Consider the following 20,234-nt stretch of genomic DNA (forward strand, 5'->3'; position numbering starts at 1 on the left):
AACCTGCGGGAAAGGCTGGTTTCGGGGGGTGCGATGCGCTGGGTGTTCCGGGTGCTTGGGGGTGTGGCGGTGCTGGTGGTGGCGGCGGCGGCGGCGCTGGTGCTGATCCCGTCGGACCGGGTGGCGGCGCTGGCGGTGGCGCAGTTCGAGCGGGTCACCGGGCGGGAATTGACCATCGAGGGCGGCGTGCGGCCCACGCTCTGGCCCGTGCTGGGGGTGGAGACAGGGCGCATCGAGATTTCCAATGCGGGCTGGTCGGATGAGGGGCCGATGCTGGTGGCCGATGCGATGGCGATCGAGATTGATTCCAACGCGCTGTTCGGGGGCGAGGTGCGGATCACGGGGCTGGAGCTGACGCGGCCCGAGATCCTGATCGAAAGCGGCGAGGACGGGACCGGGAACTGGGTGTTCGGGGGCGCGCAGGGCGGCACCGCCAGCGCCGACATGGCCACGGCGGACCGGCCCTTCACGCTGGATCTGGGGGTGATCCGCGATGGCAGCATCGGTTATGTCGATCATGCGACGGGGCGGCGGGTGCAGTTGACCGGCGTCGATCTGGAGGCGCGGCTGGCCGATTACGAGGGCGCGCTGGAGGTGACGATGACGGGCGCCACGGCAGGCGAGGCGGTTGCGCTGGATCTGACAGTGGGGGCGTTCCGCACCGCCTATGAGGGGGGCGTGTCGCCGGTCGCGCTGTCCTTGGCGGCCGGGGCGGCGGAGGTGGTCTTTGACGGGCGGGCGGGGTTCCGGCCGATGATGGCCGAGGGGCGGCTGGAGGCCGATCTGGCCGATCTGTCGGCGGTGTCGGCGCTGTTGGGCATGGACCGGCCCGCGCTGCCGCAGGGGTTCGGGCAGGACAGCGTGCAGGTGACGGGGGATGTGACCGTCACCGCCGAGGGGTCGGCCCATCTGCGGGGGGGCAGCATCCTCTTGGATGGCACGGCGATCACGGGCGATCTGGACCTGACGCCGGGCGAGGCGCGGCCCAAGCTGGTGGCGCGGCTGACCATGGGCGATCTGGCGGTGGCGCAGAATGTGGCGGGCGGTACGGGCGCGGGAGAAGGCGGCGGCGATGTGGCGACCGCGGGCTGGTCGGACCGGCCGATCGACGTGAGCGGGCTGTCGGCGCTGGATGCGGATGTGGGGGTGACGGCGGCGTCGCTGGACCTTGGGGCGGTGAAGCTGGGGCCGGTGGCGGCGGCGGTGACGCTGGACAATGCGCGCGCGGTGATCCGGCTGGATGAGGTGGGCGCTTATGGTGGCACGGTGGCGGGGCAGTTTGTGGTGAACGGGCGGCGCGGGCTTTCGGTGGGGGGCGACATGCAGTTCCGCGACATCAGCCTGCAGCCGATGCTGACCGATCTAACAGGGTTCGAGCGGTTGATCGGGACGGGTGACCTGAGCCTCGATTTCCTCGGCTCAGGCAATTCGGTGGCGGCGATCATGAACAGCCTGTCGGGATCGGGTGTGCTGAACCTCGGCGCGGGCGAGATCGTGGGGCTGGACATCGCGGGCATGATCACGCGGCTGGATACGGGCTATGTGGGCGAGGGGCAGCGGACGATCTTTGACAGCCTGTCGGCAAGTTTCGACATGGATCAGGGGGATCTGTTCAACAGCGATCTGATCATGGCCGGGCCGGTGATCCGGGCCGAAGGATCGGGGCGGATCGGGCTGGGCGCGCGCGATCTGGAATATCGCATCCGGCCCACGGCGCTGGCGGCCGAGGATGGGACGGGCGGGCTGTCGGTGCCGCTCTGGATCACGGGATCCTGGGCGGCGCCGTCCTTTGCCCTCGACATGGAGGCCCTGGCGCAGGAGAACCTGCGCGAGGAGGCAGCAGCGCTGGAGGACCAGCTAAAGGCCAAGGCGGCCGAGGAATTCGATCAGCAGGCGGGCGAATCGCTGGAGGATGCGGCGCGGCGCAAGCTGGAAGAAGAGCTGGGCGCGGGGGTGGGCGGATTGCTGGACGGGCTTCTGGGCGGGAATTGAGCGGGGCTTTTGTTGCGGGAGGGGCGATGGGCAAGGATGTGGGCGAGGCGCTGACGGATGCGGCCTTCACGCGGACGGCGCTGAAGGGATCGCTGATCGAGGCGTCCTGGTCGGGGGCGCTGAGCTTTTTCCGGCGCAGGTATTCCAAGGACCTGACCGGGGTGGATGTGGCGATCACCGGCATCCCCTTCGATCTGTCGGTGAGCAACCGCCCCGGAGCGCGGTTCGGACCCGAGGCGATCCGCCGCGCCTCGGCGCAACATTCCTGGGGGCCGATCTGGCCGTGGCGGTTCGATCCCTTCGACACGCTGGCCTGCGTCGATTACGGCGATTTCGGCTTTGACTGGGGACAGCCCATGGAGATCGTGGCGGGGATCGAGGCGCATGTGGCCGCGATACTGACGGCAGGGGCGGCGACGCTGAACCTTGGCGGGGATCATTTCACCACCTACCCGACGCTGCGCGCCCATGCGGCGAAGTTCGGGCCGATGGGGATGGTGCAGTTCGACGCGCATCGCGACGTGGAGCCCGATGCGGGCGGGCGGATCGACCATGGGTCGATGTTCCAATACGCGGTGCAGGAGGGGATACTGGACCCGGCCCGCGTGGTGCAGGTGGGGATCCGCACCTGTTTTCACGGCGAGACATCCCACGGGATGACGATCCTCGATGCCGGGCAGGTGCATGGGATGCGGGCCGAGGAGGTGGCGGCGGTGATCCGGCGGGTGCTGGGGGACGGGCCATCCTACCTTACCTTCGACATTGACTGTCTGGATCCCTCTACCGCGCCGGGGACGGGGACGCCGGTGCCGGGGGGGCTGACCTCGCATCAGGCTTTGTCCATCCTGCGCGCGCTGCGGGGGGTGGACTTCACGGGGATGGATGTGGTCGAGGTCTCGCCGCCCTATGACCATGCCGAGATGACATCGAACGCAGCGGCCGTGATCGCGGTGGAGATGCTGTGCCTGAAGGCCTGGGCGCGAGGCGCGCGCGCGCCGGGGGAGGCCTAGGCGCGGGGGGGCGGGCCGGGGGAAGGGCGATTTCCTGCGAAAAATCAGGGTTGCGCGGTGGGGTGGACCGCGCCCTGAAATTTCGGAGGAATTTCGTTGGGCGCGATCAGGCGGGCGCGCTTAGCGGCGGCGGTCGCGCCGGGCGCTCATCGGCTGGAAGGCCACGCCGACATGGGCCTCGCAATAGGGTTTGCCGGGCAGCGAGGGCAGGCCGCAGAACCAGAAATCATCCGTCGCCGGATCACCGATCGGCCATTTGCAGGTGCGTTCCGTCAGTTCCATCAGCGTCAGGCGGCGGGCGCGCTTTTCCACCTCGCGCACGGAGGCGAGCGCTTCGGGGCTGATCTCGTTGGCCGAGGGCTGCGGTGGCAAGGGCTGGCCTGCCGGAACGATGGCCTTGCGCAGGGGCAGGGGTGTCACGTTCGACGGCGCGGCGGCGGGTGCGGCGGGGCGTTCCGGCGCGCGGGCGGCCGGTTCGGGCCGTGCGACGGGTTCGGGGCGCGGCTCGGGCTTGGCGCTGGTGGCGGGGGCGGCGGGGGTGTCGTCCTCATCCTCCTTGCCGCCCGCCACGCGGTTGGACAGGCCAAGGCGGTGGACCTTGCCGATCACGGCGTTGCGCGTGACGCCGCCCAGTTCCTTGGCGATCTGGCTGGCCGACTGGCCTTCGGCCCACATGCGCTTGAGCGTCTCGACGCGCTCATCGGTCCAGGACATGGCAACCCCTTTGGTGGATGGTTCCCCGCCATTCTAGACGGGACGGTGCGGGATACAAGACGGGGCCGCCAAGATCAAGCCGGGCGATCGGGGCGGGGGGCGGGTCCGGCGTGCCAGCGTGACGGCGGGCGGGCAAGTTCCGCTTTGCAAGGCCGCCGTTTTCGCCTATGACCCCACGCATGAGCCTGTGGACCGCGCCTTTTCCGCCCACCCGACGCCGACGCTGACCGCGCCGGACGCTCTGATTTGCCCCGTTTCCCTGGGCATCGCCCCTTCCTTTCGTTGACACCCGACCCGCCCGGCCTTTACGGCTAGGGTCTTCCCTTCAAGGACCACGCCCATGATCCCTGCCGTCCTGCCGACCTATAACCGCGCGCCCCTTGCCTTCAGCCACGGCGAAGGGTCCTGGCTGGTGACCGAGGACGGCCGCCGCTACCTCGATCTTGGCGCGGGGATCGCGGTCAATGCGTTGGGCCATGCCCATCCGGCGCTGGTGGAGGTGCTGGCGGCGCAGGCGGCGCGGCTGTGGCATGTCTCGAACCTCTACCGCATCCCGGAGCAGGAACGGCTGGCCGAGATGCTGGTGGAACGGACCTTTGCCGATACGGTGTTCTTCACCAATTCCGGGACGGAGGCGGCGGAACTGGCCATCAAGATGGCGCGCAAATACTGGTACGAGAAGGGCCAGCCCGAGCGGGTGGAGATCCTGTGTTTCGAGGGCGCCTTCCATGGCCGGTCCACCGGGGCCATCGCGGCGGCGGGGTCGGAGAAGATGGTGAAGGGCTTCGGTCCCCTGATGCCGGGCTTTGTGCATCTGAAATTCGGCGATCATGATGCCTTGCGCGCGGCGATCGGGCCGCGGACGGCGGCGATCATGGTGGAGCCGGTGCAGGGCGAGGGGGGCATCCGCGTGCTGCCCGATGCCTGCCTGAAGGGCCTGCGCGACCTGTGCGACGAGAGCGGGGCGCTGATGATCCTTGATGAGGTGCAATGCGGCATGGGGCGGACGGGGCGGCTCTTTGCGCATGAATGGTCGGGCGTGGCGCCGGACATCATGATGGTGGCCAAGGGCATCGGTGGGGGCTTCCCGCTGGGTGCGGTGCTGGCGACCGAGGCCGCGGCGGCGGGCATGGTGGCGGGAACGCATGGGTCCACCTATGGTGGCAACCCCTTGGGCTGTGCGGTGGGCGCCAAGGTGGTGGAGATCGTGTCGGAGGACGGCTTTCTGGGCGCGGTGCAGGCCAAGGGCGCGCGCTTCCGGCAGGGGCTGGAGGCGCTGGTCGCCAGCCATCCGGAGGTGTTCGAGGCGGTGCGCGGGCAGGGGCTGATCCTTGGTCTGAAATGCCGGGTTCCCAATACCGATGTCGTCAAGGCGGCCTATGCCGAAAATCTGCTGACGGTGCCTGCGGCGGATAACGTGCTGCGCCTTCTGCCGGCGCTCAACATCCCCGACGCCGACATCGCCGAGGCGCTGGCGCGGCTGGACCGGGCGGCCGGACGGGTGAAGGCCGATGTCGCAGCCTGAGATCTACAGCTTTCCGCGCGTGACCCGCGCGGATTACCCGCTGTTGCGGGGCTGGCTCGCGCAGCCGCATGTGCGGGCGTGGTGGGGCGACCCGGACGAGGAGATCGCCCTGATCGAGGAAGACATCGACACCGGCCCCACCGACATGCGGCTGGTCGCGCTGGGCGGGCATCCCTTCGCCTATGTGCAGGACTATCCCGCCCACCACTGGCCCATGCCGCATTACGCGGATTTTCCGCAGGGCACGCGGGCGGTGGACACCTTCCTTGGCGATCCGGCCTGGCTGGGGCGGGGCCATGCGCCGCGCTATCTGCGGCAGCGGGCGGTGGCGCTGTTGGCGGCCGGGGCGACGGCCGTGGTGATCGACCCCAGCCCCGACAACGAGCGCGCCGTGCGGGCCTACCGACGAGCGGGCTTCGTGCCACGCGGCATCGCGCCTTGCGAGGATGGCGATCCGGTCGTGGTGATGGAATACGATCCCGCCTCTTCATCTTGGTAAAAATACCCTCAAGGGGTCCGGGGGCAGAATGGCCCCGGGGGCTCCATCTCAGAGAAACGGAATGAAATGAAACACTTCCTGGACATCCACAAGACCGACGCCGCCGAGTTGCGTGGGATGATCGACGCCGCCCATGCGATGAAAATCGCCCGCAACGGTCGCCCGCGCGGGGCGCCCGATGACGAGATGCCGCTCAAGGGCCGGATGGTGGCGCTGATCTTCGAGAAGCCCTCGACCCGCACCCGCGTCTCTTTCGATGTGGGGGTGCGCCAGATGGGCGGCGAGACGATGGTGCTGTCGGGAAAGGAGATGCAGCTGGGCCATGGCGAGACGATCGCCGATACGGCGCGTGTGCTGTCGCGCTATGTGGACCTGATCATGATCCGCACCTTCGAGGAGGCGACGCTTCTGGAGATGGCCGAGCATGCCACCGTGCCGGTGATCAATGGGCTGACGAACCGCACCCATCCCTGCCAGATCATGGCCGATGTGATGACTTATGAGGAACATCGCGGCCCGATCGGGGGCAAGAAGGTGGTGTGGTGCGGGGATGGCAACAATGTCTGTGCCTCTTTCCTGCATGCGGCGGGGCAGTTCGGGTTCGATTTCACCTTCACCGGGCCGGAACCGCTGGACCCCGAGGAGAAATTCGTGGAATTCGCCCGCGCCAAGGGATCGCGCATCACCATCCAGCGCGACCCCTTCACCGCCGTCGAAGGCGCTGATCTTGTGGTGACCGACACATGGGTGTCGATGCACGACCCCGAATCCGCCAAGGAACGCCGTCACAACCAGTTGCGCCCCTATCAGGTGAACGAACAGCTGATGAGCCGGGCCAAGCCGGATGCGCTGTTCATGCACTGCCTGCCTGCGCATCGCAATGACGAGGCCACGAGCGCGGTGATGGACGGCCCCCATTCGGTGATTTTCGACGAGGCCGAGAACCGCCTGCACGCCCAGAAGGCCATCATGCGCTGGTGTCTGGGGGTGTGAACCGACAAAAATCTTCGAAGATTTTTGCAAATTTCTTCGAAGAAATTTGGTCCTGGCGCCGTGATTGATACGGCGTCGGGAAGGGCAGAGGCTCCCGTCAAATGCGCTTCTGGGGGCCTTTCATGCATCAGCGTTCCGCTGCCATATGTGACTACGTCCTAGGCAGTTTGTCCACCTTGCTGACCAAGGCCGAGGCGCATTGCACCGCCAAGGGGATCCAGCCTGAGGCGCTGCTGACCTTCTGGCAGTTTACCGACATGCCACCCTTTGTCCGGCAGGTGCAACTGGCCTGTGATTTCGCGGCCCGTGCGGCGGCGGGGCGGGCGGCAAAGCGACGGGCGCAACGGATGTCTGGGGAGTGCGCAGTCCACCGCCATGGGGCGGTCACGCGGCCCGCACTTCAGGCCGAGGTCGGCGCCGGGCGCAGGCTGTCGGCCGAGGCGGTGCGGCCTGCCATCATCGACACGACCACCAGCACCACGGCCAGCGCGCCATAGGTCAGGCGGAAGCCTGCATGTTCGGCGATGAAACCGATGGCGGAGGGCGCGATGAGGATGCCGGAATAGCCCATCATCGTGACGGCGGCGATGCCTGCGCCGGGGCTGAGGCCCGGCAGGTTGCCGGCGGCAGAGAACATGATGGGCATCATGTTGGCCACGCCAAGGCCCGCCAGGAAGAAGCCCGCCAGTGCCATGCCTTCGCCGGGGGCCAGCGCGGCGGCCATCAGGCCGGTCGCGGCCACCAGCCCCGACCAACGCAGGGTGAGGACGGCGCCGAAGCGGTTGCGCACCCCGTCGCCCAGAAAGCGCATCAGGGCCATGGCGCCCGAGAAGAAGGCGAAGGCGAGGCCGGAGCGCGCCACCTCGGCCCCCAGTTCCTGTCGCAGGTAGAGCGCGGCCCAGTCCAGCACCGCCCCTTCGGGCACCATGCAGGCCAGCGCAAGGAGGCCGAGGATCCAGACCGATGCCTCGCGCGGCAGCAGGCGGTTGCGCTGCGGCCTCTCGCCCGGGGCGGGGGCGGGGCGCGGGTCATCGGGCGCAAGGAAGGGCATGGCCACCAGCACGGCCAGCGCCGCGCCGCCTGCGGCCATCAGAGCTTGCCCTTCGGCCCCGACATGGGCCAGCAGCCAGCCGCCGCCCGCCCCGCCGAGAAAGCCGCCCACACTCCAGAACCCGTGGAGCGAGGACATGATGGCCCGGCCCAGCCTGCGCTCGACCTCTACCGCATGGGCGTTCATCACCACGTCCATGGAGCCGAGGGTGGCCCCGAACAGCGCCATGGCGGGGATCAGAAGCGGCAGGCTGGGGGCAAAGACCACCAGCGGCAAGGCGGGCAAGATGGCCAGCGCAAAGACGCAGAGCACCCGTCGGGCCCCGAAGATCTCGATCAGGCGGCCCGCGAAGATCATGGACCCCACCGCACCCGCGCCGAGGACAAGGATCAGAAGGCCGAGGACACCTTCGGTGATGTCATGCCGGGGCAGGAGGAGGGGGATCTGCGGCGCCCATGCCCCCATGACGAAGCCATTGGCAAGGAACATGGCCGAGACGGCCCAACGGCCGCGGCGGGTGGTGTGCAGATCGGTCATCGCAAGGCTCCGCTTGGCATGGGCGTTCCATAGGCGGGACGCGGGCCGGGGGGAAGGGGGCGGCGTTGACGTTTCGTTACAGCGGGTGTCAGACCGCGGGGGGGCGCGAATTTTCTGCGAAAATTCGAAAACCAGAGAGGCTTTGCGAATGTCCTGCGAAAATTCGGGATGGGAAGGGGGGCGAATTTCCTGCGAAAATTCGGGTTATCCGTTTGCGCGCGACGGAACGTCGCCGATCTTTCGGAGGAGAATCGCCCCTGTCACGTGCCGCGCGGTTTGGCGCGCAGCGTGGGTTCGGCGATGGTGGGGTCTTCCGGCCAAGGGTGGCGGGGGTATTGGCCGCGCATGTCCTTGCGCACATCCGCATAGGAGGTGGCCCAGAAGCGGGGCAGGTCCATCGTCACCTGCACCGGGCGGTGACCGGGCGACAGGAGCGTGATGCGCAGCGGCAGGCGGGCGGCGCCCACGACCGGGTGGCGGGTCAGGCCGAACATCTCTTGCAGGCGGACCTCGATCGCCGGTGCCTCGCCGTCATAGTCGATGGGGATGCGGCGGCCGAGGGGGGTGTCGAAATGGGGCGGGACGAGCGTATCGAGGTGCTGGGTCTGGTCCCAGTCGAGCATGGCCTTGAGCGCGGGGGTGAGGTCGAGGCGGCGGAGATCGGCCTCGGTCCGGGCGCCGCCCAGATGGGGGAGGAGCCAGTCGTCGAGCCGCGCCATCAGCGCGGCATCGGTCATGTCGGGGAAACCGTCGCCATCCCCGCGCGCGAGTTCCACCCGGGCGCGGAAGCGGCGGGCGGCGGGGGTCCATGGCAGGCCGATCTGGCGAAGGCCGTCCAGCGCGGCACGGGCCACGGCTTCTTCCGGGGCGTCGGGCCAGGTGCGATCGTCGAGCACGAGGGCGCCCAGGCGTTCCTGACGGCGGGCCAGCACGCGGCCTTCGCGCCGCGACCATTCGCAGAGGTCGTGCCAGCGGATGCGGTCTGCGAAGAGGGTGCGGATCTCGGCTTCGGAGATCGCGATGGCCTGACGGATCGCGGCCTCGCGCGGGTCGCCGTCAAGATCGGTGGCCACCAGCAGGCGGGCGCCGGACAGGGGCAGCCCTGCGGCCATGGCGCCGCCCTTGCCGCCCGAAAGCACCCAGCGCGGCGCGTCGCCCTTGCGGCGCAGGCCGATCCGATCGGGATAGGCGAGCGCGGCCATCTGCGCCGGGGAGAGGCCTGTTTGTATGCCTTGACTGCTGCCTTGCGGGATGGCGCGGGCGAGGCGTTTCGCCTCGTCCCGGATGCGGTCGAGGGTGGGGCGGTGGGCCTGCGCGGGCGGGCGGTCGATGGCCTTGAGCCGGGCGGTCAGATCGGGCGGGTCGCCGCGCAGGGGATCGCGGTCGGCCAGCAGGGCGGCGAGGGGCGCGGCCTCGGGCCCGGCCACGGCCAGCATATGGCCCAGACGGGGATGCAGGGGCAGGGTGGCAAGGCGCTTGCCGTGATCGGTGATGCGGCCTGCGCCATCCAGCGCGCCGAGCGCTTCGAGCAGCGCCCGCGCCTCGGCCAGCACGCCGGGATGGGGGGGCGTGAGGAAGGGCAGGTCGGCCCCGCCCCAGAGCGCCAGTTCCAGGGCGAGGGGGGTGAGGTCGGCGGCCTCGATCTCGGCCGGGGGGAAGGCGGCGAGGGCGCCTTCCTCGCCCTTGGTCCAGAGGCGGTAGCAGGTTCCGGGGGCCACGCGGCCTGCGCGGCCGCGGCGTTGTTCGGCCTCGGCCCGTGTGACGCGTTCGGTGACGAGGCGCGACATGCCCGAGGGCGCGTCGAAGCGCGCGCGGCGGGCGCGGCCGCCATCCACCACCACGCGAATGTCGGGGATCGTCAGCGAGGTTTCGGCGATGGAGGTGGCGAGCACCACCTTGCGCCCCGGCACCGGGGCCAGCGCCGCGCGCTGGGCGGCGAATTCCATCGCGCCGAACAGGGGGCGGAGGGTGAAACCCGGGGGCAGGCGGGGGGTGAGGGCGGCCTCGACCCGGCGGATCTCGCCCTCGCCGGGTAGGAAGCAGAGGATGCCACCTTCGGTGGTTTCCGCGCAGGCCTGCAGGATCAGGTTGGTCATCGCCGCCTCGAACCGGAGCGAGGCATCGGGCGGGCGGGGCAGCCAGCGGGTATCCACCGGGAAGGCGCGGCCTTCGGAGGTGACCATGGGCGCATCGCCCATGAGCCGGGCTACGGGGGCGGCGTCCAGCGTGGCCGACATCACCAGCAGGATCAGGTCGTCGCGCAGGGCGGCCCGGATTTCGAGGCAGAGGGCAAGGCCCAGATCGGCGTTCAGGCTGCGTTCGTGGAATTCGTCGAAGATCACCGCGCCGATGCCGTCGAGCCCCGGATCGGACTGGATCATGCGGGTGAGGATGCCTTCGGTCACCACCTCGATGCGGGTGGCGGGGCTGACCTTCGCCTCGCCGCGCATGCGGTAGCCCACCGTCTGGCCCACGGGTTGCCCCAGGGTTTCGGCCATGCGTTCGGCCGCGGCGCGGGCGGCGAGGCGGCGCGGCTCCAGCATGAGGATGCGGCCGGTGATGCGCGGGGTGGCGAGGAGGTCGAGGGGGACCCGCGTCGTTTTCCCTGCGCCGGGGGGGGCTTGCAGCACGGCCATGCCACGGGCGGCCAGCGCGGCGCGCAGGGCGGGCAGGGCATCGTCGATGGGCAGGGGGTGTGAGTCGCGCATGGCCCCCTTATCGCGGGGGCGGGGGATTTGGACCAGAGGGGAGACACCGCCGGGCGGTGGGGCGGTGGCGCCGTTGATGTGGGGCGGGGGGTGAGGCGGGGCGGGTGTCCGAGTCAGGCGCCGGACGGGGGGGATCGGGGAGGGGGCGGGGGGGGACACCAAGGGTGGTGAGGAGAACGGGGGAGGGAAGACGCCTCAGGCGGGGGTGGGTGATCAGGGGCGGAGGACGCCGCGCCCCGCATTCGATGCAGTGCCTTGGGCGCGGCGGGCGAGGTCTCGGTTCAGGTGCGGGGCGGGGGGGACCTGGAGGCTGGAGGAGATCGGGGGAGGGGAGGCGCCCAAGACGGCGGTTGGTGGCGGGTGATGGGGGAAGGTGATTGGGGGGCAAAGGAAGCGGCGCCCCGCAGTTGATGCGGGGCTTCGGGTGGGGCGGGTGATGCCTCGGTTTAGGTGCGGGGTGGGGGCGGGAGGTCGGAGGAGATCGGCGGGGGCAGGCGATGGGGGGCGGGGAGACGCTCAAGACGGCGGTTGGTGGCGGGTGATGGGAGAAGGTGATTGGGGGGCAGAGGAAGCGGCGCCACGCAGTCGATGCGGGGCCTCGGGTGGAGCGGTTGAGGCCTCGGTTAGGTGCGGGGCTGGGGATGCGGGAGGTCGGTGGAGATCGGAGCGGGGCAGGAGATCGGGGGAGGGGAGACGCCTAGGACGACGGTTGGTGGTGGGGGCCGGGGGCTGAGGATTGAATGGGCGAGGGCGCCGCGCTCTGCTGTCGATGCGGGGCCTTGGACGGGAAAGGTGGGGGGCCTCGGTCGAGCCTGCCATGGGGGGAACCGGGGGGAGGGGGCGTGGGAGAGGAGACGTGGGGCCGGAGACGTGGGGGCGGGAGACGTGGAACGGGAGACTGGGCAGGGAAGGGCGGTGCCGTGGAGGGCCTTCTGGCCTCAGCGGCGGATGAGGCGGGCCTTGCCGATCAGGCTGTCCATCGTCACCTCGGTCACGCGCAGGCGGCCATCGGCTGTGGGCATGAGGGTGAGGGTGAAGGGAAAGCGCGTGCGTTCGGCCATATCCTCGGGCGGGTAGCCTGCGATGCGGCGGTATTCGCCATCGCAGGTGAGGGTGCCGTCGGTGCCGGGGCGTGCGGGGCCGACGGTCAGTTCCGTGGCGCGACGGCCATCGAACAGCCGGAAGGCGCGGTTGCATTCCGTGCCCGGCACCGCATCGCGCAGGATGACGAAGAGCGCGCTGATCGGGTCCACGGTGCCGCCCTGCGTGGCGGGGTCGATCTGCCAGTCGGCCGGGGCGCGGGGCGGTTCGTCCACGGTCAGGCGCGGTGTGCCATCGGTATAGTCCACCACGGTCTGACCGGTCCGGCGGCCGACCTCGGCCTGCGCGGCATAGCGGTCGGGGCGGGGGGTAGTGTCGGTGAGCAGGCCCTCGCTCGTGGCTTCGAACTGCACGCGGCGCAAAAGGGCAAGGAGGCCGGTGGAGGCGAAGCGGGCGGTCACGACGTAGCGGTCCCCCTCCTGCCGGGCGGAATAGCCGAGCTGGGCGGCGGTGATCCCGGTGGTGACGAGGTCATATTCGGCGCCCTCCACCTGCGGTTTCGTGTCCTGGGCAGATGCCGGGGCCGGGGCCGTGGCGGCAAGCAGCAGGATGGCGAGCGGCAGGATGGCGCGCAGGGGGGCGGGGCGCAGGGGGGTAGGGGCAAAACGGCGGGCGGTCGTCAGCATGGGCGGCGGCCTTTGTGTTCTGTGTGGGGGCAGGGCAGTGTGAGGGTGCGGTTCTGCGGCTGTCCATGCCCCACTGGCATAACCTGCGTGTGTCAGGCACAAAAGGGCCGATGCGTCCGGTCATGCGCCATGGCGCGGCCATGGGCGGGGCGGCGTTGCGCAAGGGGGCGACATGGCCGGTGGAGTGATTGATGTTGCGGCCTTGGCCATGGGCGTGGCGGCGGGGGACCGCCGCGCGCTGGCCCGTGCCATCACGCTGGTGGAAAGCGGGCGGGCCGATCACCGGGGGCAGGCGCTCGACCTGCTGGCGCGGCTGCGGGCGCCGGGCCAGCCGGCCGCCGGGCGGCAGGCGCTGCGGCTGGGCCTGTCGGGGACGCCGGGGGTGGGGAAGTCCACCTTCATCGAAAGCTTCGGCCTGATGCTGACGGCAGGGGGGCTGCGCGTGGCGGTGTTGGCGGTGGACCCGTCCTCGGCGCGGTCGGGCGGGTCGATCCTTGGCGACAAGACGCGGATGGACCGGCTGAGCCGTGATCCGCGCGCCTTCATCCGCCCCTCGCCCAGCCAAGCGCAGATGGGCGGCGTGGCGCGGCGGTCGCGCGAGGCGGTGGCCCTGTGCGAGGCGGCGGGGTTCGATGTGGTGCTGATCGAGACGGTGGGGGTGGGCCAGTCCGAAACGGTTGTGGCCGAGATCTGCGATCTGTTCCTGCTGCTCTTGGCCCCGGCGGGGGGGGATGAGTTGCAGGGGGTCAAGCGCGGGATCATGGAGATGGCGGATCTGATCCTTGTGAACAAGGCGGATGGCGATCTGCGCCCGGCGGCGCTGCGCACGGTGGCGGATTATGCGGGGGCGTTGCGGCTGCTGCGGCGGCGCCCGCAGGACCCGGAGGGGTTTCCCAAGGCGATGCCGGTCTCGGCCCTGGCGGTGGAGGGGCTGGAGGGCGCCTGGGCCGAGATGCGGGCCCTGGCCGCGTGGCGCCGGGAGACGGGGCATTGGCAGGCGCGACGGGCGGCGCAGGCGCGGCACTGGTTCGAGGAAGAGGTGCGGCAGGGCCTGTTGAGCGTGCTGGCGCAGGGGCCTGCGCGGGGACGGCTGGCCGATCTGGGGGCAGCGGTGGAAGCGGGCCGGATGACGCCGGAGGCGGCCGCGGCCGAGATGCTGCGCGGTTTGGCCTGAGTCGCGCCCCGTGCGTGCCGCTGGGGCCCGGACTGATTTTTCGCAGGAAAATCGTGGTCCGGGCTTACGATTTTCCTTCGAAAAATCACGCCCGGGGGCCATGGGGGGCTGTGGCGTCGCTTGACGGGGGCGGGCTTTGCGCTTACACGCCCCCAATCGAATTGGGGACGCCCGGGGTGACTCGGGGCATGTCCGGTATACACACGAAGGAACAGGACGATGTCGCGCGTCTGCGAACTGACGGGCAAGGGCCCGATGACCGGCAACACCGTGAGCCATGCGAACAACAAGTCGCGTCGCCGCTTCCTGCCGAACCTGAACGAAGTCACGCTGATCTCGGACGTGCTGGGGCAGTCGTTCAAGCTGCGCATCTCGGCGGCAGCGCTGCGGTCGGTGGATCACCGGGGCGGGCTGGATGCCTTCCTGGCCAAGGCCAAGGATGACGAGCTGTCGGCCAATGCGCTGAAGATCAAGAAAGAGATCGCCAAGGCGCAGGCCGCGGCCTGAGTGCTGGGCGAGGATTGCAAAGGCCCCGCTGCGTGCGTCGCAGCGGGGCCTTTGCCTTTTGCCCTTGCGCAGGGGCGACCTTTGGTCCCCTTTTCGCCGGCCGCGCGCTGGTCTAGAGGGGGCGCATGATGCGGCGCGTGTCCTTTTCCTTGCTGTCGGGCCTGATCCTGGCCCTTTCGCTGGCCCTGTCGCTGGCGCTGACTTCGGTCACGGCGGCGGTGGCGCATATGCGTGCGGGCGGGGCGGCGCAGATCGTGATCTGCGGGACGCCGGGGGTGGAGGAGGTTGTCACCCTCGATTCCTTTGGCGATCCGATGGAGCCGGGGCATCATTGCCCCGATTGCCTGACACTGGCGGCGGATGCCGGGCCGCGGGCGCCGGATGTGGTGCGCCCCGTGTCACGCCTGCTGGCGCTGGCGGATGGGATGGGGGCGCAGCCTGGGGCGGCGCTGACGGCGCCGCGGCCTGCGGCGCGGGGGCCACCCCGGGCGGTGTGACGTTCGAGAGGCTTTTCACACCGTTCACAATCTATCTGAGGTAGTCACCATGATGATCCGTACCCCCATGGCCGCGCTGGCGGCCGGCGTTGCCCTTTCCCTGTCCCTGTCGTTGCCGCTGGCGGCGCAGGAGCATCCCGAAGGCCTGCATGTCCACGATGTCTATGCCCGCAGCAATGGGCAGGCGGGCGGGTCGGGCGCCGTCTTCTTCATGATCCACAACAACACGGCCACGGATGACCGCCTGATCGCGGCGCGTGCGGATGTGGCCGAGCGGGTGGAGTTGCACACCCATATCGAGGATGCCAATGGCGTGATGCAGATGCGCGAGGTCGAGGGTGGCATCGCCCTGCCCGCGGGCGAGATGCACGCGCTGGAGCGCGGGGGCGACCATGTGATGCTGATGGGGCTGACCGAGGCGCTGGAAGATGGCCAGACCTTCCCGGTGACGCTGACCTTCGAGCAGGCGGGCGATGTGGTGATCGAGGCGGTCGTGGACAATGACCGCAAGCCCGCCGAAGGCGAGATTATGGATCATGGCGACGGGCATGATCATTCCGGCCACGGTGCGGGCCACGGTTCGGGCGGCTGATCGGCGGGTTACGGCGCCAGCTTTAGCGAGGGCGCCGCGCCTTGCCCATGGGGCGGGGCGCGGCGTTCTTGCTTTGGGGGATTCAGCGCGGTGTGGCGGGCCTCAGCCCGCGCAATAGGCCTCGGCCGTGGAGCCGAAGGCCTTGTAGCGTTCCCAGAAGGCATCGTCGGCGCCACGCTTTGACATCCAGGTGTCGTGCGCGCGATCGGGATCGCGGAAGAAGGCAGCGGCGCGGCGCTGGTCGCCGCCGCGCAGCGTCATGTCGGCCACCTGCTGGATGCAGGCGCAGAGCGCGCGGTTGGCGGCGTCGCGGTCTGACCGCAGGCAGGCGCGTTCGATCACGCCGGCGGTGGCGGGCGTGGTGAACAGGGGGAGGGTGAGCGTGGCGAGTGCCGCGCAGAACAGGATGGTCTTCATGTCTCTGCCTCTTGTCCCCGGCCGGGTGCATCTTGGCGGACCCGGCGGCGATCGTGTTTTCTGGGAGGGACTATGCCGCGTCGGACCTGATTTTTCAATTCCCCGGCGTCGGGCGTGACAATTTGGCGGGGGCGCGCGTGGCGGCCCGCAAGATAGGCCCCGGCACGGTGGGTTGGCCGGGCGGCGATGGGCAGGCGCAATCAGGCCCGGGCGGGGGTGCGGGGCTGTGGGCCGCGCCGGGGTATTTGGGCCAAGATGAAGCGGCGGGGTCGGGTTCGGGGCAAGGCCGGGGCGGGGTGGGGAAAATGACGGCGCTTGCGGCCCTGCGGGGGCTTTCCGCGCCTTGTGCGACAGGCTATATGCGCGCCATGACCCAGCTTGACCAGATCCGCAATTTCTCCATCGTGGCGCATATCGACCACGGCAAATCCACGCTTGCCGACCGTCTGATCCAGATGACGGGAACGGTGGCCGAGCGCGATATGAAGGCGCAGCTCCTCGACAGCATGGATATCGAGCGGGAGCGGGGCATCACCATCAAGGCCAACACGGTGCGGATCGAGTATCCGGCCAAGGATGGGCGGACCTATATCCTGAACCTGATCGACACGCCCGGACATGTGGATTTCGCCTATGAGGTGAGCCGGTCCATGCGCGCGGTGGAGGGGTCTTTGCTGGTCGTCGATGCGTCGCAGGGGGTGGAGGCGCAGACGCTGGCCAATGTCTATCAGGCCATCGACGCGGGGCATGAGATCGTGCCCGTCCTGAACAAGATCGACCTGCCCGCCGCCGACCCGGACCGGGTGAAGGAAAATATCGAGGATGTGATCGGGCTGGATGCCAGCGATGCGATCCCGATTTCGGCCAAGACCGGGCTTGGCATCCCCGATGTGCTGGAAGCGATCGTCACCCGGCTGCCCGCGCCCAAGGGCGACCGGGAGGCCCCTCTGAAGGCCATGCTGGTGGACAGCTGGTATGATGCCTATCTGGGCGTGGTCGTGATGATCCGGGTGATGGATGGCGTGATCCGCAAGGGCGACCGGGTGCGGATGATGCAGACCAATGCCGTCTATGGGATCGACAAGCTGGCCGTGCTGAAGCCGCAGATGGTGGATATCCCCGAACTGGGGCCGGGCGAGATCGGGATTTTCACCGCGTCGATCAAGCAGGTGCGCGACACGCGGGTGGGCGACACGATCACGCATGAGCGCAAGGGCTGCGAGGTGCCGCTGCCGGGGTTCAAGCCCGCGCAGCCGGTGGTGTTCTGCGGCCTGTTCCCGGTGGATGCCAATGATTTCGAGGCGCTGCGGGATGCGATCGAGAAGCTGGCGCTGAATGATGCGTCGTTCAGCTATGAGATGGAGACCTCGGCCGCGCTGGGCTTTGGCTTCCGCTGCGGGTTCCTTGGCCTGTTGCACCTTGAGGTGATCCGCGACCGGCTGGAGCGGGAATATGATCTGGACCTGATCACCACGGCACCGTCGGTGGTGTTCAAGCTGCACATGAAGGATGGCGAGGTGCGCGATCTGCACAACCCCGCCGACATGCCCGATCTGACCTATGTGGACCATATCGAGGAGCCGCGCATCAAGGCCACGATCATGGTGCCGGATGAATATCTGGGCGATATCCTGAAGCTGTGTCAGGACCGGCGCGGCATCCAGTTGAACCTGACCTATGCGGGCAACCGCGCAATGGTGGAATATGATCTGCCCCTGGCCGAGGTGGTGTTTGATTTCTATGACCGGCTGAAATCGGTGACCAAGGGCTATGCGTCGTTCGACTATGTGATCTCAGAGTATCGCGAGGATCATCTGGTGAAGATGTCGATCCTTGTGAACGAGGAACCCGTGGATGCGCTGTCGATGATGGTGCATCGGGACCGGGCGGAAAGCCGGGGGCGGGCGATGGTGGAAAAGCTGAAGGAGCTGATCCCGCGGCACATGTTCAAGATCCCGATTCAGGCGGCGATCGGTGCCCGCGTGATCGCGCGCGAGACGCTGAGCGCGATGCGCAAGGATGTGACGGCCAAGTGCTATGGCGGGGATGCGACGCGGAAGCGGAAGCTTCTGGACAAGCAGAAGGCCGGGAAGAAGCGGATGCGCCAGTTCGGCAAGGTGGAGATCCCGCAGGAGGCGTTTATCTCGGCGCTGAAGATGGATGGGTGAGGGGGACGATAATTTAAAGCTAACATAGGAGTTAGATTTGGCCAAACCTCAGATTTGGAAGCCTAAATTTTTCTCAGAATTCTCTGACGTGATTTTGATCCCAGCTAATCGGGTTGTTGCCAAGCGCCATGATGTAAGGATTGTCATTGGTGCAAATGGCGAGTATGTGTATGGTCTGACTAACGCAGCGTCAAAGTGGCGAGTTGCTAATTCAATAACATCTTTTAATGCAGATATTTTGCAGGCGACGCCAGTCGTTGCAGGTGAACATTCTTCGTTTGAGTCAAAAATTTCGCAGAAACTATGTAATAGTTATAGCGCGCAGATGCAAATTGCTCTCGCAGTTTTTGCCTTCGAGGCCTACGCTGGTTGCTTTGGTTCAAATGGGCGTGATTGGTACCAGCATAAGCAAGTCGTGTTCAAGTTGAATAATCTAGATCTCTCAAGAAAATTGCGGCAAATATCTGAGGCCGAAAGAATACGTCTAAAGCTTGAAGGCTTCCTTGCAAAAGAAACTCACAAAAATCGCTTGAACCGCTTCTTCTCGGGCGAGGATGAGTTTCTATATGACTTTTGTCATTTTGTTAGGCATGCGTATGCGCATGGAGCTTTGAGAGGGTATCAAGGTCTGATTGATGTTTCCAGCGAGCTGAAACTATTTATCTTGAACGGGATAAGAGCCCATCTTGTCCGGATGACTGAAGATTGCAAAACTGCAGGTTAGGCATGCTTATTTTGTTAAGGCGAGGGTAGTCTTCTCGATTTTGCACTGGTGCTGCGCTGGATCTCTTACGCTTTGCGCGCACTATCTCCCACGCCCGGTGCGCGCTAAGCGCGCACCCTACACGCCCTCTCAAAACAACCCATCCCCGCCTTCTTCCTGCTCGATCACCTCGTCGGCCACGATGGCTCCGGCGCCGCCGACGACGAGGGGGGCGCAGGCGGTCAGGGTGGTGAGGGCGAGGAGGGTGGTGAGCCAGGTGAGGCGCATGGGAGGGTCCTTTCGGGTGCCGCCACAGGGTTGGGGCGGTGTTTACGAGGGTAAAGCTAGGGCATTCTGTGCGGTCTGGCCATGGGGCCGGCGGATTTTTGCTGTGCTGCCTGTCTGGGGTGGGTGGGCCGCCCGATGCGCGGCGGGGATGTGGCGGGGAGGTCCGGCCCCGGATGCGGGGGGGCTGAGGTGGGATAGGGGGTGGCGCATTGACGGAGGGCGTCATTCATGCTGCAATGCAGCATGAGCCGTCATGGAGGGCTGCATGGGCCATGTCGTCACCGTCGCGCAGCAGAAGGGCGGAGCGGGCAAGACCACGCTGGCCGTGAACCTTGCCGTGGCGTGGCTGGGCCGCGGGCGGCGGGTGGCGCTGTTGGACACCGATCCGCAGGGCAGCCTTGGGCGCTGGTTTCTGGCGCGGCGGGAGGCGGTCGGGGTGGAGGGGCTGGAGTTTTCCACCGCCAGCGCCTGGGGCGTGTCCTATGAATGTGAAAAGCTGCGCAAGAGCGCGGATGTGGTGATCGTGGACACGCCGCCCAAGGTGGATGCCGATTTGCGGCCCGCGCTGCGCGAGGCGGATCTGGTGCTGATCCCGGTGGCGGCGTCGCATGTGGATCTGTGGGCGGTGGATGGGGTGCTGGACCTGATCGCGCGCGAGGGGCGGGCGGCGCTGGTGGTGCTGAACCGGGGCAAGGCGGGATCGCGGCTGGCGGAGGAGGTGGCGCAGGCGGCGGGCGGCAAGGCCCGGGTAGCGGCGGCGCGGCTGGCGCATCGCGTGGCCTATGCCGAGACGCTGGGGCAGGGCCGGGCGGCGGTGGATGTCGGGCGCGGCCCTGCGCGCGATGAGGTGGTGGCGCTGGCGGAGGAGGTCTGGGCGCTGCTTCAGGGCTGAGAGGGGCCTTGCAGGATGAGTTTCCACCCCGCATAGGCCCCGGCGGCCCCGAACATCAGCGCCCAGAGCGTGTTGCCCATCGACAGTTCGAACGCCGCCCAGGCGAGCGGGGTAAGGGTGGTGGCCCAGCGCACCCAAGGACGGCGGAACATCGGATGGTCGGGGTCGAGGAAGGGTTTGTTCATGCGCGCCTCTGGGGTTGTTCATCCCCATATGGGGCAGGGCGGGCGCTTTGGCAAA

Annotated in this window: 20 protein-coding genes; 13 read left to right on the forward strand and 7 right to left on the reverse strand. The window is 68.2% G+C overall.

The genetic code is table 11. The features are described 5' to 3' along the window. Positions 1 to 33 precede the first annotated feature (33 nt). Positions 34 to 1,992: an AsmA family protein gene (locus GU920_RS10470; RefSeq protein ID WP_161766964.1), complete on the forward strand. Its 1,959-nt coding sequence runs from the start codon at positions 34 to 36 to the stop codon at positions 1,990 to 1,992. A 26-nt stretch (positions 1,993 to 2,018) separates the two neighbouring features. Beyond that, positions 2,019 to 3,002: an agmatinase gene (speB, locus tag GU920_RS10475; RefSeq protein ID WP_161766965.1), complete on the forward strand. Its 984-nt coding sequence runs from the start codon at positions 2,019 to 2,021 to the stop codon at positions 3,000 to 3,002. 120 nt (positions 3,003 to 3,122) lie between these two features. On the opposite strand, the gene GU920_RS10480 is transcribed toward speB, so the two are convergent. Then, a complete protein-coding gene (locus GU920_RS10480; protein ID WP_161766966.1) occupies positions 3,123 to 3,716 on the reverse strand; it encodes a GcrA family cell cycle regulator in 594 nt (197 codons plus the stop codon). Between the two features lie 340 nt (positions 3,717 to 4,056). Here GU920_RS10480 and GU920_RS10485 point away from each other — a divergent pair, with 340 nt between their 5' ends. The 4 genes from GU920_RS10485 to GU920_RS10500 all read left to right on the forward strand — a co-directional run bounded on the left by GU920_RS10485 (position 4,057) and on the right by GU920_RS10500 (position 7,230). Then, entirely contained in the window at positions 4,057 to 5,241 is a 1,185-nt protein-coding gene (locus GU920_RS10485; protein ID WP_161766967.1) for an aspartate aminotransferase family protein, read from the forward strand. Beyond that, on the forward strand, positions 5,228 to 5,740 hold the full coding sequence (locus tag GU920_RS10490; protein WP_161766968.1) for a GNAT family N-acetyltransferase: 513 nt from the start codon (positions 5,228 to 5,230) through the stop codon (positions 5,738 to 5,740). The genes GU920_RS10485 and GU920_RS10490 overlap by 14 nt, the downstream gene beginning before the upstream one ends. Positions 5,741 to 5,806: 66 nt before the next feature. Beyond that, a complete protein-coding gene (gene argF, locus GU920_RS10495; protein WP_161766969.1) occupies positions 5,807 to 6,733 on the forward strand; it encodes an ornithine carbamoyltransferase in 927 nt (308 codons plus the stop codon). Positions 6,734 to 6,855: 122 nt separating this feature from the next. Continuing rightward, the gene (locus GU920_RS10500) at positions 6,856 to 7,230 is read left to right on the forward strand and encodes a DUF1993 family protein (protein ID WP_161766970.1); all 375 of its coding nucleotides are present in this window, start codon (positions 6,856 to 6,858) and stop codon (positions 7,228 to 7,230) included. Here GU920_RS10500 and GU920_RS10505 read toward each other — a convergent pair. The 3 genes from GU920_RS10505 to GU920_RS10515 form a co-directional block, all read right to left on the reverse strand. Then, positions 7,134 to 8,321 carry an MFS transporter gene (locus tag GU920_RS10505; RefSeq protein ID WP_161766971.1) on the reverse strand — a complete coding sequence of 396 codons (1,188 nt, stop codon included), beginning with the start codon at positions 8,319 to 8,321 and terminating at the stop codon, positions 7,134 to 7,136. The genes GU920_RS10500 and GU920_RS10505 overlap by 97 nt on opposite strands. 260 nt (positions 8,322 to 8,581) lie before the next feature. After that, on the reverse strand, positions 8,582 to 11,029 hold the full coding sequence (hrpB, locus tag GU920_RS10510) for an ATP-dependent helicase HrpB (RefSeq protein WP_161766972.1): 2,448 nt from the start codon (positions 11,027 to 11,029) through the stop codon (positions 8,582 to 8,584). A gap of 938 nt (positions 11,030 to 11,967) precedes the next feature. After that, positions 11,968 to 12,756: a DUF3108 domain-containing protein gene (locus GU920_RS10515; protein WP_161766973.1), complete on the reverse strand. Its 789-nt coding sequence runs from the start codon at positions 12,754 to 12,756 to the stop codon at positions 11,968 to 11,970. A gap of 172 nt (positions 12,757 to 12,928) precedes the next feature. Between GU920_RS10515 and meaB the strand changes: the two genes are divergently transcribed. The 4 genes from meaB (at position 12,929) to GU920_RS10535 (ending at position 15,526) form a co-directional block, all read left to right on the forward strand. Then, the gene (meaB, locus tag GU920_RS10520; protein ID WP_201744081.1) at positions 12,929 to 13,930 is read left to right on the forward strand and encodes a methylmalonyl Co-A mutase-associated GTPase MeaB; all 1,002 of its coding nucleotides are present in this window, start codon (positions 12,929 to 12,931) and stop codon (positions 13,928 to 13,930) included. A gap of 219 nt (positions 13,931 to 14,149) precedes the next feature. Next, a complete protein-coding gene (rpmB, locus tag GU920_RS10525; protein WP_161766974.1) occupies positions 14,150 to 14,437 on the forward strand; it encodes a 50S ribosomal protein L28 in 288 nt (95 codons plus the stop codon). A 128-nt stretch (positions 14,438 to 14,565) separates the two neighbouring features. Continuing rightward, positions 14,566 to 14,934: a hypothetical protein gene (locus GU920_RS10530; protein WP_235933224.1), complete on the forward strand. Its 369-nt coding sequence runs from the start codon at positions 14,566 to 14,568 to the stop codon at positions 14,932 to 14,934. 49 nt (positions 14,935 to 14,983) lie between these two features. Beyond that, on the forward strand, positions 14,984 to 15,526 hold the full coding sequence (locus GU920_RS10535) for a copper chaperone PCu(A)C (RefSeq protein WP_161766976.1): 543 nt from the start codon (positions 14,984 to 14,986) through the stop codon (positions 15,524 to 15,526). A 102-nt stretch (positions 15,527 to 15,628) separates the two neighbouring features. Here the strand turns inward: GU920_RS10535 and GU920_RS10540 are convergent, their stop codons facing one another. Next, positions 15,629 to 15,943, reverse strand: a complete 315-nt coding sequence (locus GU920_RS10540; RefSeq protein WP_161766977.1) for a hypothetical protein — start codon at positions 15,941 to 15,943, stop codon at positions 15,629 to 15,631. Positions 15,944 to 16,311: 368 nt separating this feature from the next. Here GU920_RS10540 and lepA point away from each other — a divergent pair, with 368 nt between their 5' ends. Both lepA and GU920_RS10550 read left to right on the forward strand, forming a co-directional pair. Beyond that, positions 16,312 to 18,111 (forward strand): translation elongation factor 4, encoded by a 1,800-nt coding sequence (gene lepA / locus GU920_RS10545; protein ID WP_201744082.1) that lies wholly within the window; start codon positions 16,312 to 16,314, stop codon positions 18,109 to 18,111. Positions 18,112 to 18,148: 37 nt separating this feature from the next. Beyond that, positions 18,149 to 18,835 carry a hypothetical protein gene (locus tag GU920_RS10550; RefSeq protein WP_161766978.1) on the forward strand — a complete coding sequence of 229 codons (687 nt, stop codon included), beginning with the start codon at positions 18,149 to 18,151 and terminating at the stop codon, positions 18,833 to 18,835. A 129-nt stretch (positions 18,836 to 18,964) separates the two neighbouring features. On the opposite strand, the gene GU920_RS10555 is transcribed toward GU920_RS10550, so the two are convergent. Next, positions 18,965 to 19,102, reverse strand: coding sequence for a hypothetical protein (locus tag GU920_RS10555; RefSeq protein WP_161766979.1), 138 nt, complete (start codon positions 19,100 to 19,102; stop codon positions 18,965 to 18,967). Positions 19,103 to 19,367: 265 nt separating this feature from the next. On the opposite strand from GU920_RS10555, the gene parA reads away from it, so the two are divergent. Then, on the forward strand, positions 19,368 to 19,994 hold the full coding sequence (gene parA, locus GU920_RS10560; protein WP_161766980.1) for a ParA family partition ATPase: 627 nt from the start codon (positions 19,368 to 19,370) through the stop codon (positions 19,992 to 19,994). Here the strand turns inward: parA and GU920_RS10565 are convergent. Then, entirely contained in the window at positions 19,985 to 20,179 is a 195-nt protein-coding gene (locus tag GU920_RS10565) for a hypothetical protein (RefSeq protein WP_161766981.1), read from the reverse strand. The two genes, parA and GU920_RS10565, sit on opposite strands and share 10 nt — an antisense overlap. Between the last annotated feature and the right edge of the window lie 55 nt (positions 20,180 to 20,234).

Source organism: Paragemmobacter ruber, from assembly GCF_009908315.1.
Taxonomy (GTDB): Bacteria; Pseudomonadota; Alphaproteobacteria; order Rhodobacterales; family Rhodobacteraceae; genus Paragemmobacter; species Paragemmobacter ruber.